The organism is Pantoea sp. RSPAM1 (genome assembly GCF_038816185.1).
GTDB lineage: Bacteria > Pseudomonadota > Gammaproteobacteria > Enterobacterales > Enterobacteriaceae > Pantoea > Pantoea ananatis.
This window is the reverse complement of sequence record NZ_CP046137.1, coordinates 3,893,099-3,906,865: the sequence shown is the minus strand read 5'-3', so window position 1 is coordinate 3,906,865 and position 13,767 is coordinate 3,893,099. Positions and strand designations below refer to the sequence as shown.

Below are 13,767 nucleotides of genomic sequence, written 5' to 3'. Positions count from 1 at the left end.
CGTCAGAAATAATGGCTCGTGAAAAACACGGGCAGCCAATTAATGTGTGTAACATTACAAAACAAAAAAAAGATTTTGAATTCCCGGGTAACATTATTACGTATTCAGAAACTGATATTATTTCATTTCTTCTGTGTGTTGCTGTTAAATGTAAGCTCAATATTTTTAAATGGTTTATATTAAGGGGATATTCATAAGATAGAAATAATGATATACCCGGATGTAATAAGATGAAAAAGATTAGTATTGGTAGTGATGTGGTTTTTTATCCTGGGAAAAGGGAAATTATTAGTCATGATCAGACGGTGAAGTTGCACTCCTCGGCCTCCTATTGTTTTGAATTGTTGATCGCGCGCCAGGGCGAAATTGTCGATCATGAGGCGCTTTATCAATATGCCTGGCGCCGGTTTGGTATGGAAGTCAGTGCCAATGCCTTATATCAAAGTATTTCCCTGATCAGAAAAGCGCTGCTGGCATGCGATATCCGCCAGGACGTGATCAGAACAATTCCACGTCGCGGTTTTATGCTTTCAAACGCAATCCTCATTGAGGAATCGACGACTGCGCCTGAAAAGCGTATTTCTGATGAGGAAGCAGTGGCTGTCAAATGTGCCCAGGAAGACGAACAGCGTATTCCGCTCTTACCCTCGGCCAGTGAAGAGGAGGTTTCACCAAATACGACGCAGCCCGTTATTCAGGATGATGAGAATATTTCAGAAAACCTCATTAATGACATGCCGCATTCTGAACCAAAATCAAAAAAAACGATCGGCGATCCTGAAACTGCTATATTAACACTCACGAAAAGCGCAAATCGCTATGCGATTTCCCCCCGTAATCTGTTTGTGACAGGGCTGACGGTGTTGACAATACTGGTTTGTGGTTTTGCCATCATGGCCTTTTCACTTTACCGTCAGGAAATGGATTTTGTTAAACGCTTTGATATGAACGGATGCGAAATATATGGCAATGAAAAAGCGGATAACAGTCTGGTGGCACGAGTCGCTGTTAATATTAAAGTCGGTTGTACAGAGCGACGCAAAATTTTCATTACAGCATTCACCAATGGTGAAAGAATTTCAGTTTTACAGTGTAAAAATAGCCTCTCACTTTTCGGCTCCCCGGACTGTGTTTCATATTATTATATAAGGAGTCAGTGGTGAAGTTAAGTTTTCTGTTAGCTGGAATCGTGATGACAGCAGCAGGCATTGTCGTGTTTATCTTTCGACAGGATGCTGTCAATTGTATTGCAAACATTAATTACATCAGGGGCGGTGAGACATTTTCAGTGATCGCCTCTCACGATATGCGAAACGGTCAGGGTATTATTACGATAACGGGACGGCTCACCGATAGCGCACATAAGGTTATCAGCCTGAGTAAAATTATTCGTTTTACTTATCAGCGCGAGGGCAATCTGTATCTTTCACGATCAACATTAATAGAACCCTCACCGGATAACCAAATGTCTTTAGAGGAACAACAAAAGTGGCTGCCGGCTTTTTTTATTACCGCCGGTTCGACATTTCCGTTTGTGATTAAAAGGACAGGCCTGCAGACGTGGGTATTCTATTCTGGGCCGGTACCGCTTTACCTTTGCGAAAAGTAATGTCGTTAATGTGGCGTTCGCTGTCGTTGCACGCACGGCCTGGCCTGTTGTTATCTTATGAAGTGTCTCTTTTCAGCAACACAGGTTTAACATTATCATATTGAATTTAAATATTTTTTTGTTTTCTAAAGCCTTCTTCACATAAGGTCAGAACACTTCACACACAGTTTCTCTCGATGCCCCTTATGATTCTCGCCGCCAATGAGCATGTTTATTAACCAGAATCACAAGAGGGAATCAATGAAAGCCAGGTCTTTATCACTCGGCATGACAATTGCCTTATGCGGTGCAAGTTTTATTTCTTTCAATGCTATTTCTGCATCACAAAATACCATTCGCTTTCAGGGCGAGGTCAATGCACAAACCTGTAACGTTAATGTCAATGATGCAACCGGCAGCCCGATTATTCTGCTGCCAACGGTTTCCACTACCGCGCTGAGTACGGCAAAATCAACCGCCGGGAAAACGCCTTTTACCATTAACCTAACCGGTTGTGTTGCACCGGCATCAGGTTCAACGCAGGCAATTAATATTAATCTGGTCGGCAACAACATTTCATCGACTGGCGATTTACTGAATACCGGAACAGCGAAAAACGTGGCACTGCGTTTACTGGATAATAGTGACAAAGCGATCAATTTATCTGGCGGTACGGCGACAGTCAGCGGCATGACGCTGGCAAGCGGAAGTACCAGCGCATCGCAAAATTTTTCGGTCGAATATTACAGCGACTCTGGAAGCGCTGGTGCAGGTACAGTTTTGAGTAGCGTCCAATATTCTGTCAGCTATCCATAACTATCAGGCCCTCTTTATTTAAGAGGGCAGGAGAAACCTGTGTTTAAGTCTATCGTTAGTTTATTGCTGATGCTGTCAGCCACACTGTGTCAGGCGAGTGTGGTACTCAACGGCACCCGGATCATCATTGATGGTTCGAAAAATGAAAAGACCATTCAGTTTACTAATGCAGGCGATCAGCCTGCGCTTATTCAAATTCAGGCAGTGAATCCGGATGCCAATTCAACACCGCCCTTTGTGGCGCTGCCGCAAATTTTTCGTATCGCACCGAACGCCGGTCAAACGGTTAAAGTCAAGGTCACTGAAAAAAATGTGCCGCAGGACAGAGAGTCACTGTTTTATCTTGACTATACGGAGCTCCCCTCTGTTAAAAAGGGCGATGAAGATAAGAACAAACTTTATTTGATTATCAAGAACAGGGTGAAAGTCATCGTTCGTCCCGGGGATCTCGATTTCTCTGTAGATAGAGTCAGACAGGCGCTTTCCTGGCGTATCCAGGGGCACGCCATCCTCCTTAAAAATGCGTCTCCCTTTTACGCCAATATTCGCTCGTTTGTCCTCGTAAAAGGTAATAACGCGCTTTCCTGGGACGATGCCGTCACGCTGGCCCCTTTTAGTGAACAGCGGATTACGCTGAAAGGCCATTCATCCCTCTCTGGATATGCGCTTAATGCCATCCTGATTAATGATTTTGGCGCCGACGAAAAAATCAACGTAAACGAAAAATAGCAGAAATGAATAAAGTCACATTATCGTTATTCTTCGCTTTGAGCCTGATTGTAGCCAGAGCAAGTCAGGCGGTTGATGCGCAAAATGATTATACGTTTGATCCTGCCTTGATACGTGAAATGATGCCGGGACAGGTTGCGATGCCTGATGATTCACAGGATGCCTGGTTTCAGCCCGGCCGTTACGATGTCGATCTTTACCTCAATGGTAAATTCCAGCAATCCACGGCTCTGCAAATCGTGCGCGCCGAGGGGCCGCTTTCTGTGTGTCTTACCTCGCCGTTTTATCGGGCGTTTGGCGTCAAAACTCCTTATCTTTCCGCCCTGAAGGCGAAAGACTGCGCACGGCCTGAGGCGTTTTTGCCCGGCGCGACCGTCAACGTGAATACGGCAAGCTTACGCGTGGATGTGACCATTCCTCAGGCGATGCTGTTCCAGCGGCCCGTAGGCTATATCGCGCCCGAAAACCTCACGGCGGGCGATACCATGGCATTCGTGAATTACAACCTTAACCAGTTTTATTCCGATTATAAAAATGCGCAGCGTTTTGAATCCACCTATCTGGGCATTAACAGTGGTATGAACGTCGGGATGTGGCGTTTCCGTCAGCAGGGAAATTTCACCCATGACGAGTTCGGCAATCGCTGGCAAAGCGCCCGGGCCTGGGTGCAACGTGCGCTGCCCACTTTACGAAGTGAGGCGGGAATAGGGGAACTTTTCAGTAACGGTGACTTATTTACTGCTGTCAGTTTTAACGGCGTCAGTCTGGACTCTGACGATCGTATGCTGCCGGATTCTGTTCGGGGTTATGCCCCGGTGGTGCGCGGCGTGGCAAACAGCAACGCACGGGTAACAATCTGGCAGGGCAAACAGCGGATATACCAGACAACCGTGCCGCCGGGTCCGTTTATCATCAATGACCTGAGTCCGGTGAGCTATGGCGGCGATCTCAGCGTGGAGGTCCAGGAGTCTGACGGCAGCCTGCATCGCTTTAGCGTGCCTTATGCGGTCTTACCGCAGTCGCTGCGTCCTGGCCGGACGGACTTCAACTTTGCTGCCGGTAGAGTCAGGGATTACAGCAAAGACAACGCCTTTACCGAATTAACCCTTAAGCACGGACTGACCAACGCCATCACCCTTAACGGCGGCGTCAGGCTGGGCCAACGCTATCATGCTTTGCTGGCCGGCGGCGTCTGGGCCTCTGACATGGGCGCAGTGGGATTTAACAGCGCGTATTCTGAAGCCGATCTGAACGGCGGTGAGTCGACCCAGGGATGGCGTTACGCACTGAGTTACAGTCGAACCTTTCAGCCCACCAATACAACATTGACGTTTGCGGGCTACCAGTATTCCACACAGGGTTACCGGGATCTTAACGACGTGATTGCGTTGAATAATGCAGAAACGCCGGGTCGCAATAGTATCACCAGCGAATATATGCAGCGTAACCGGCTGCAGATGACCCTTAATCAGACGCTGGGGCAGTGGGGTAATATCTATGTTTCTGGCTCAAAACAAAATTACTATGATGGACGCTCCCGGACGACGCAGTTTCAGGTCGGGTATGGCACGGTATTGCCCAAAAATATCGCGTTGAATATTTCTCTTTCCCGGCAGTATTCGCGCAGAGCCTACTCAACCGATCCGCGCATGGCGGTGATGGCCCAGCATGCAGACGATACCTTTTATCAAGATACCCAGTTGCAGGTCAGCCTCTCTGTGCCGTTGGGCTCGGACGCCACCTCTCCCTATCTGGCTCTGGGCGGGACGCGGGGAAGCCAGAACGGCAGTAACTACAACGCGTCGCTCAGCGGGCTAAGTGGCGAGAGCGGCACCAGCTATAGCGTGAATGTGAATCGCGATCAGCAGCAACGTGATACGACGTTGAGTGGCAGCCTGGGCAAAAAGTTTTCAGAAGCCAGCGTAACGGGTACCGCATCGACCTCTTCGCGGTTTAACCAGATGTCCGTTAACGCGATGGGCGCAGCGGTAATCCACAGCGGTGGCGTGACGTTGGGCAATTATCTCGGCGACACCTTTGCCCTTGTCGAAGCGAAAGGCGCAAGGCGCGCCCAGGTTCTTAACAGCCAGGGGACAGAGATCGATCGCTTCGGTTATGCCCTGGTACCGTCGCTTAACCCCTATCACTACAACCGGATTTCATTGGGGACCGGCGGCAGCGATAGCCAAGTTGAGATACAGGATAGCGAGAAAATCGTCGCGCCCTATGCTGGTGCGATGGTGAAGGTCTCGTTCAGAACCCTACGCGGTTATCCGCTCATGTTAAAGACCCGCACCAATCGCGATACCACAGTGCCAATGGGCGCAGATCTGCTGGACGAGTCGGGCAATCGGGTGGGGACATTTGGTCAGGGCGGCAATGCCTGGCTACGGGTGGCTAAAACTCAGGGGCAACTGAAGGCCGTCTGGGGAGAGGGCGCACAGTCATCCTGTTTGATTGATTACCGCATCCCGAAACCCAAGCCCGACGCGGTGATCACCTACGCGGATGCCGTCTGTCGTTTTTAAAATCTGAGGTGTGAATGATGAAGCGCATTTTGGCGGTAATAACAGTATTTTTGGGGACGGTGTGGCTCCCGGCTTACGCGACCTGCACGCGGATACAGCCGGTCGATCAAGGCTGTGATGCCTGCGGTGCACCCCTGAATTTCGGCAATATCGGGTTAATGAATCTTCGCTATCAGCCCGCCGGCACCGTGCTGGCCCGTTCGGTGTTTCGGGTGGTGCCGTCTGTTGCTAACAACAATCCCGATCGCGTGTTGTACGAGTGTGACCTCGCTGATAAAGACCAACTGTTTGAAGTCTTCGCCACCAATGGTGACAGCAACGTTGGCGGTGCCTGGGACATGGGCAACAACTATTTCCAGACCTATTTTCCTTTTACCGCATTAAAGCTGGTTCACGTGCGCAGTGGTAAGCCTTTTACCCGTATCTGGCAAAAAGTGCCGCTCACGCAATATGAAACAGACGGGAACAAAATCAAGATCAGGGGGCGCGATTTCAGCCCTATAAGCGCGGAACTCATTCGTACCGACCGCAACAACCGTACGCCGGGTTACGCGTCGTGGGGTTGCCTCTGGGCGGCAGCCGATAATTATACCGGCGCATACAATTGTAATCAGCCCAATGGCTATGTGGTGTTTATGGGGCCGGGCATGAATGTGCCTGAAGCGGGTCAGGACAGCTGGAATCATTACGATACCTGGGGAACCGGACGCTACATGGCCTTTGGGATGAATACCGCGCCGGTTGCCACCCTGACGCAGAACATGACGCAGGGCTGTCGGGTGGAAAATTATACCGCAAACGTCATTTTCCCTGGCATCAGCATCAACGGGCTTAATGAAGGCCAGACCGTATCGGCACCGCTCAACATTACCCTGGCCTGTGCGAACGGAACGGAAAAAATCTCGGGTATTAACTCAGGCCAGCTCTCTCTGGGATTTCAGCCGAGCTATGCCGCGTGGCTGCAGGCGCAGCAGCTAGGGTTGACGACGGGAGACGGGCTTTCGCGCTACCTGGTGTCGGATCGTTATGACAGCGATCCTTCACTGGCGAAAGGCGTCGGCATTCAGTTACAAACGTCCGGTGGTCAGCCGGTCTCTTTTTTGAGCTGGAGCAGCTTCAGCGGTAATGCGGGCTGGCGACCGGTGCTGGAGGATGCGCAGGTCATCAGCGGTAGCCAGCAGAGTGACGAAAAGCTGTATCAGCGCACGTTCAGTGCCCGTCTTGCAAAGCTTCCAGGTCAGACTGTTACGGCGGGCCATGTTGATGCGACAGCGTCCATCCTGATTCGGCTGCAATAAGATGAGAACGCTCCTTTGGTTATTTATGTGCCTTGCAATTAATGTCCAGGCCGCAGTGATTCCACAGCAAAGCCGGCTCATCTTTCATCCTGGCGAGGTGCAAATCCCGTTACTGTTGGTCAACAGTGGTGACGCGCCTGTCCTGATCCAGACCTGGATAGACGGCGGTTCACCGGAACGATCACCCGGCAGTAAAGCCTTTCCGTTTGTTGCGCTTCCCGGCGTTTTTACGCTGAATAAAGATGAAAAAAAGCAGATTGCGGTTCTTCGCACCGAGCTGGCCGCACAGCTGCCAAAGGATCGGGAATCCCTTTACTGGCTCAATCTTTACGAGATCAGCGCAGTGAAAAAAAGCACGCTACGGCCGGGCAGCGACAAGATCAGCATGGCGCTGAATACCCAGCTTAAGGTGATTAACCGACCGTTCAGGGAGGTAATACCGTTTTCGGCACGTGTTCACGCGGTGACCTTTCAGGTCAGGAAGAAACAGGGGCAGGCGTTTATTCATGCCACTAATGGCAGCCGCTACTTTTTTACCCCAGGCAAAATGACGGTGGTCGTGGGTGGAAAACGCTACGCCGTTTATCTGGATGGGGATAAGACGCTCGCCCCGTTTTCAAGTAAAGACTATCCCCTTATGGGAGATGTACCTCTGACGGCGAGCCATCTCCTGCTGGATTACACGGCGCTGGACGATGAGGGCAACCCGCAGGCCTTCTCTGCCCGCATAGATCCGCCGTCAGCGTCATCGTAGAAGGACCGCGGGTGCCCGCGGAAGGGCACCCGCAGGCGTCATCAGTAAACCATGACGACTTTGCCGCGCATATGGCCTTCCAGAACGCGCTGGTGGGCTGCTTCAAGGGTTTCCACACTTAACCCGTGCAGGGTTTCATTCAGCGTGGTTTGCAATTTTCCGTCATCTAACAGTTGGGCAACCGTATTCAGAATCTCGCCCTGCTGAGCCATATCGGGCGTGGTAAACATGCTGCGCGTATACATGAACTCAAAGTGCAGTGCGGCACTTTTTAGCTTCAGTTGATCCATCGACAGCGGATGTTCATTCTCGACGATGGTGCAGATATGGCCTTGCGGCGCGATGAGCTGGCTCATGGTTTCCCAATGGCCGTCGGTGTCGTTGAGACAGAAAATATAATCGACCTGTTTGATACCGTGTTTTTCCAGCTCCCCAACCATGTCTTTGTAGTTAATGACAAGGTCTGCCCCGCGATCGCGGCACCACTGAGCGGAATCTTCCCGTGAGGCGGTGGCAATCACTTTGGCTTTGCTGCGCATTTTTGCCAGCGGAATGGCCAGCGAACCGACGCCGCCAGCGCCGCCCACGACAAGCAGTGTTTGATCTTCACGTGCGGCGGCCATATCCAGCCGTTCAAACAGGCCTTCCCATGCGGTCAGCGCCGTCAGGGGAATAGCGGCAGAAGCTGCCCAGTCGAGGGTTTTCGGTTTGTGGCCGGTGATGCGTGAATCGACCAACTGCTCCGTGCTGTTGCTGCCCGGACGGGTAATATCGCCCGCGTAGTAAACCTCATCGCCTGGTTTAAAGCCGCTGACTTTGCTGCCGGTTTCCAGTACCACACCGCTGGCATCCCAGCCAAGAATACGCGGCACCTGTAAACCATTTTTGATCGCCCCTTTATGGACTTTGGTATCCACCGGGTTAACCGAGGCGGCTTTTACCTGAACACGCAGGTCATATTCGCCAGGCGTGAGGGTTTCTGGAAAAATTTCGACGAAGTTTCTTGGGTTTTCGGGATCGACGGCAATCGCGCGAACAGACATGGTTTATCTCCTGTAGTGTTTTCTCAAGTGTAGAACCCTGAGGCGATACTGATAAGATGGACAATCGTTATCAGCGTGTTCGTCTGAGGTGAACAATGGCGTTTCGTGAGTGGCAGGATATGGCGCTGTTTGCGTTAGTGGCAGAGTGTGGCAGTTTTACCGCTGCGGCAGAGCGGGCAGGTTTGCCCAAATCCAGCGTCAGTCAGCGCATCAGCCAGCTTGAGCAGCGGCTGGGCATCCGGCTGTTAAACCGGACGACGCGCCAGCTTAACCTGACGTTTGCGGGCGAACGCTATCTGCTGCATTGCCAGGAGATGATACAGGCCAGCGAACGCGCCGAACAGGCGATTGCCAACCTGCGGGAAAATCCCAGTGGTCGCCTGCGCATTACCAGCCCGGCGGGAATTGGCGCAACTTTACTGGCACGCTGTAACGCCGCGTTTTTACGGCGTTATCCTGATGTCACGCTGGATATTTTCGTTTCGGATGATATCCGCGATCTGGTGCAGGAGGGTTTTGATCTGGCCTTGCGCACCGGTCAGCCGCAGGAGTCGTCTCTGATTGGTCGGCGCGTTGGCTACTGCCAGCGATCGCTGGTGGCCGCGCAAGCCTATCTCGATCAGCATCCTCCAGTGACCCATCCTCAGCAGTTAGCCGCGCACCGTTGCATTGCGCACCGGGCCTGGAATGAGTGGGTACTCAAACGTGACAGCGAGTATCATCGTTGGCTGCTCCCGCCGGCACACCTCACCGACAATTTACTGTACGCACGTGAGTCTGCGCTGGGATGTGCCGGTATTACGCTGCTGCCGCGCTTTTTAATCGACGGAGACATGGGCGATGCGCGCCTGGTAGAGGTCTTGCCGGAATGGGAAATGGAGGGAAACGAACTGTGGCTGGTGTATCCCAGCCGAAAACTGAACTCACCTGCGCTGATGAAGTACATTGAATTTGCGTTGCAGTCGCCGGTGTTTCGCGAATTCTACCACTGAAGAAAAGAAAAGGGCAGCATCGCTGCCGCCCCTGAATTACTTAATAATGCGCTTGTACTTGATGCGCTTCGGCTCCAGCGCATCCGCGCCCAGCGTGCGTTTCTTGTACTCTTCGTATTCGGTAAAGTTACCTTCGAAGAACTCGATCTTGCCTTCATCCTGGTAATCCAGAATGTGGGTCGCGATACGGTCAAGGAACCAACGGTCATGCGAGATCACCATGGCGCAGCCAGGGAACTCAAGCAGGGCGTTTTCCAGCGCGCGCAGGGTTTCAATGTCCAGATCGTTGGTGGGCTCATCGAGCAGCAGCATGTTGCCGCCAACCTGCAGCAGTTTTGCCAGATGCAGACGACCCCGCTCACCACCGGACAGCTCGCCGACACGTTTGCCCTGATCCACGCCTTTAAAGTTAAAGCGTCCGACATAGGCACGGCTTGGCATTTCAGTGTTGCCGATGCGCATAATGTCCTGACCGCCGGAGACTTCTTCCCAGACGGTTTTGGCATTATCCATGCTGTCACGGAACTGATCGACAGAAGCCAGCTTCACGGTTTCACCCAGCACAATCTCGCCGGAGTCAGGCTGTTCCTGACCGGACATCATGCGGAACAGCGTTGATTTACCAGCGCCGTTCGGGCCGATGATGCCGACGATGGCGCCTTTCGGTACGGAGAATGACAGGTCGTCAATCAGGACGCGGTCACCGTAGGATTTACGCAGGTTGCTGACTTCCAGCACTTTGTCACCCAGGCGGGCACCCGGCGGAATAAACAGCTCGTTGGTTTCGTTACGTTTCTGGTAGTCGGTGTTGTTCAGTTCTTCAAAGCGAGCCAGACGGGCTTTGCCTTTAGACTGCTGGCCTTTTGGCCCTTTACGTACCCACTCCAGCTCTTTCTCGATAGATTTACGACGTGCGGCTTCGGAAGAGGCTTCCTGTGCCAGACGGGCATCTTTCTGCTCCAGCCATGAGGAGTAGTTACCTTCCCACGGAATACCTTCGCCGCGGTCCAGTTCCAGAATCCAGCCAGCCACGTTATCCAGGAAGTAGCGGTCGTGCGTAATCGCTACCACGGTCCCTTCGAAGTCGTGCAGGAAGCGCTCAAGCCAGGCGACAGATTCGGCATCCAGGTGGTTCGTCGGTTCGTCCAGCAGCAGCATGTCGGGCTTTTCCAACAGCAGGCGGCACAGCGCGACACGGCGACGTTCACCACCAGACAGGTTGGCGACTTTTGCGTCCCAGTCCGGCAGGCGCAGGGCATCGGCGGCGCGTTCCAGCTGCGTGTTCAGGTTATGACCATCATGTGCCTGAATGATCTCTTCCAGACGTCCCTGCTCGGCAGCCAGCTTATCGAAATCCGCATCTTCTTCAGCATATAAGGCATAAACCTCATCAAGCCGTTTCAGCGCACCGACCACTTCGGACAGGGCTTCTTCAACGGACTCGCGCACGGTGTGCTCAAGGTTAAGCTGCGGTTCCTGTGGCAGGTAGCCGATTTTAATACCGGGCTGTGGGCGCGCTTCCCCTTCAATATCTTTGTCGATACCGGCCATGATGCGCAGCAGTGTAGATTTACCCGCACCGTTCAGGCCGAGTACACCAATTTTCGCGCCGGGGAAAAAGCTAAGGGAGATGTTCTTGAGAATATGTCGCTTGGGCGGAACTACTTTGCCGACGCGATGCATGCTATAGACGAATTGAGCCACGTTGTATTGAGCCTCTGGGTCTGTTTGTCGTTTGGATGATGTCGAAGTTTAGCCTTTTTCGCCGCCTATTCACAGCCGATGCGCCGGGATAATTCCGCGCCGTCGCGCAGTCGGGCGTAACTGTTTGATTTGTGTCCGCTGTCAGGCGGAGCAGCATAAGGCCGCCTTAGCGCAGCGCGTCTTTTTTCCGCGACGAGAATTTAGCAACAGCCTGTTGCCGCCGCGTGACAGAAAGGCGTCAGGGAAGGCGGACGGGAATATGCTGTTGGGTTAGCCATTCACGCAGGACGGGTTCGGGCGCGCTGTCGCTGACCAGTAAATCAAAGCGGGCGAGCTCACCAATGCGTGCGGGCAGCACTTTGCCATATTTGCTGCTGTCGGCGACCAAAATACGTTGGCGGGCGCGCAGCATGGCATGGTGTTTCATCGGCAGCTCGTTGAGGTTGTAGCAGGTCGCTCCCTGATCCCGGTCCACGCCCGCCGCTGAGATAAACGCCAGGCTGGGACACAGGTTATCCAGAATGGAATGGCCGCCGACGGGCGTGAATAAGGCATTGTCTGCATGAAATTCCCCACCGCTCAGGATCACGTTGCAGGCGGGTTTTTCTTTCAGCGCCAGAAAGGTATTCATGGCACAGCAGATGGCGGTAAAAGGCAGCTCATCCGGAATCGCATCCACGACATAGGGCAGAGTGGTGCCGCAGTCGAAAAACACCGTGTCGTTTTCACTAATCAGGCTGGCTGCTGCCTGAGCGAGCCGCTGCTTGCGGGCCGCATTTTGGCCATGTTGATCGGAGATGAAATAGTGTCCGGCGTGGTGTCGGGGATCGCTCACAATATAACCGCCCAGCAATACCACGCTCGATGTTGGTTCACTTAAGTCCCGACGCACGGTCATCTCGGAGACGTCCAGCAGCTGTGCGGCATCTTTCAGATGTAATTTATCGGTGCGCTTAAGTGCCAGAGCCAGTTTGCGAATGCGTTCGTCGCGGCGGGTTTCCATTGTCATTTCTGAACCTGTATTCCTTGAAGAAGACGTCATACGTCAGAGCCTGTCACATTGTTATCGCGCAATTAAATTTACCTGAAATTGCCGTGGTTTGATTGAGGCTGTGACAAATTTCAAAAAATATAAGGTGTTGCATGCTGACCGGTTAAGATTTTTCATCTTACCCGCAATGCGATTACCCCGCAAACCTGCACTAAAGCTAAGCATAACGCGCCGTTCAGGTCGCTGGTTTTGTAATAATAGTAACATCCTGAAGACGAAAAATCCGCTATCCCGCCGGTTACTGTCACGCTAAATGTGAAATTTATCACATATTAAAGGTATTTTAATTGATAGTGTTATTTTTATAACATTTTAGCCGTTTATTGCCGGGGGGAAAATGGATATCGCCGTTATTGGTTCAAACATGGTGGATTTAATCACCTATACCAACAGCTTTCCTAAAGCTGGAGAGACGCTTGAGGCACCCGATTTTGCGATTGGTTGTGGAGGAAAAGGGGCCAATCAGGCTGTGGCGGCAGCAAAACTGGGTGGCGAGTTGATGCTGGTCAGTAAAGTCGGCGATGACCTGTTTGCGCCCACCACGCTGGCTAATTTGCAACAGCAGGGCGTGGATACGCGTTATGTCACAACCGAAAAAGGGGTTTCCAGTGGCGTGGCCCCCATTTTTGTTGATGATCAGTCGCAAAACCGCATTTTAATTATCAAAGGCGCGAATCAGCACCTCAGGCCTGCGGATATTGACGCTGCGGGTAATGCGTTGAAACGCTGTCGGTTGATCATTCTTCAGCTCGAAATTCCGCTGGAAACGGTGTACTACGCCATCGATTTTGCCCGTCAGCATGCTATTCGCGTCATCCTCAACCCTGCGCCCGCCGTGGCAGACCTGGATATCCGCTATGCCTGCCAGTGCGACTTTTTTATGCCCAATGAGACAGAGCTGGAAATTCTTACCGGGATGCCGGTGGGGACGGATGATGACGTCAGGCTGGCCGGTGCATCCTTGCTGAAACGTGGCCTGAAAAACCTGATCGTTACGCTGGGCAGCCGCGGATCGTTGTGGATGACCGGAGAGACACAGCACCGGGTGGCGCCTGTGCCGGTTAAGGCCGTGGATACCAGCGGTGCCGGCGATGCGTTTATCGGCTGCTTCGCTCATGAACTGGTGAAAACGGGCGATATTCCTGCGGCGATGGCCAAAGCCTCCGCCTATGCGGCCTGTAGCGTGACGGCGCGCGGCACACAACGTTCTTATCCTGATTCAGCGGAATTTCAGCGCTTTCTTGACCTTCAGTGAGGTACAGCC

The 13,767-nt window shown here is 52.4% G+C and carries 12 protein-coding genes; 9 read left to right on the top strand and 3 right to left on the bottom strand.

Going from position 1 to position 13,767, the window contains the following annotated elements:
• The first annotated feature begins 230 nt into the window (after window positions 1-230).
• The 7 genes from GKC68_RS18805 (at window position 231) to GKC68_RS18775 (ending at window position 7,713) form a co-directional block, all read left to right on the top strand.
• Window positions 231-1,163, top strand: coding sequence for a winged helix-turn-helix domain-containing protein (locus GKC68_RS18805; protein ID WP_342656397.1), 933 nt, complete (start codon window positions 231-233; stop codon window positions 1,161-1,163).
• Window positions 1,160-1,609: a hypothetical protein gene (locus tag GKC68_RS18800; protein WP_028724606.1), complete on the top strand. Its 450-nt coding sequence runs from the start codon at window positions 1,160-1,162 to the stop codon at window positions 1,607-1,609. The genes GKC68_RS18805 and GKC68_RS18800 overlap by 4 nt, the downstream gene beginning before the upstream one ends.
• 207 nt (window positions 1,610-1,816) lie before the next feature.
• Window positions 1,817-2,404 (top strand): fimbrial protein, encoded by a 588-nt coding sequence (locus GKC68_RS18795; RefSeq protein WP_263793434.1) that lies wholly within the window; start codon window positions 1,817-1,819, stop codon window positions 2,402-2,404.
• A gap of 39 nt (window positions 2,405-2,443) precedes the next feature.
• Window positions 2,444-3,133 carry a molecular chaperone gene (locus GKC68_RS18790; RefSeq protein WP_028724608.1) on the top strand — a complete coding sequence of 230 codons (690 nt, stop codon included), beginning with the start codon at window positions 2,444-2,446 and terminating at the stop codon, window positions 3,131-3,133.
• Window positions 3,134-3,138: 5 nt separating this feature from the next.
• A complete protein-coding gene (locus tag GKC68_RS18785; protein WP_221611295.1) occupies window positions 3,139-5,661 on the top strand; it encodes a fimbria/pilus outer membrane usher protein in 2,523 nt (840 codons plus the stop codon).
• 14 nt (window positions 5,662-5,675) lie between these two features.
• Complete coding sequence (locus GKC68_RS18780; RefSeq protein ID WP_206115360.1) at window positions 5,676-6,959, top strand: fimbrial protein; 1,284 nt, start codon at window positions 5,676-5,678, stop codon at window positions 6,957-6,959.
• Between the two features lie 25 nt (window positions 6,960-6,984).
• Window positions 6,985-7,713, top strand: coding sequence for a molecular chaperone (locus tag GKC68_RS18775; protein WP_241018605.1), 729 nt, complete (start codon window positions 6,985-6,987; stop codon window positions 7,711-7,713).
• Between the two features lie 41 nt (window positions 7,714-7,754).
• Here GKC68_RS18775 and GKC68_RS18770 read toward each other — a convergent pair whose 3' ends face one another.
• On the bottom strand, window positions 7,755-8,756 hold the full coding sequence (locus tag GKC68_RS18770; protein ID WP_028724612.1) for a zinc-binding alcohol dehydrogenase family protein: 1,002 nt from the start codon (window positions 8,754-8,756) through the stop codon (window positions 7,755-7,757).
• A gap of 95 nt (window positions 8,757-8,851) precedes the next feature.
• Here GKC68_RS18770 and GKC68_RS18765 point away from each other — a divergent pair, with 95 nt between their 5' ends.
• Entirely contained in the window at window positions 8,852-9,748 is an 897-nt protein-coding gene (locus GKC68_RS18765) for a LysR family transcriptional regulator (protein WP_342656396.1), read from the top strand.
• A 36-nt stretch (window positions 9,749-9,784) separates the two neighbouring features.
• Here the strand turns inward: GKC68_RS18765 and ettA are convergent, their stop codons facing one another.
• Window positions 9,785-11,452: an energy-dependent translational throttle protein EttA gene (ettA, locus tag GKC68_RS18760; RefSeq protein WP_028724614.1), complete on the bottom strand. Its 1,668-nt coding sequence runs from the start codon at window positions 11,450-11,452 to the stop codon at window positions 9,785-9,787.
• A 238-nt stretch (window positions 11,453-11,690) separates the two neighbouring features.
• Window positions 11,691-12,455, bottom strand: a complete 765-nt coding sequence (deoR, locus tag GKC68_RS18755; RefSeq protein ID WP_047715038.1) for a DNA-binding transcriptional repressor DeoR — start codon at window positions 12,453-12,455, stop codon at window positions 11,691-11,693.
• Window positions 12,456-12,840: 385 nt separating this feature from the next.
• On the opposite strand from deoR, the gene rbsK reads away from it, so the two are divergent.
• Window positions 12,841-13,758, top strand: coding sequence for a ribokinase (gene rbsK, locus GKC68_RS18750; RefSeq protein ID WP_342656395.1), 918 nt, complete (start codon window positions 12,841-12,843; stop codon window positions 13,756-13,758).
• The last annotated feature ends 9 nt before the right edge of the window (window positions 13,759-13,767 follow it).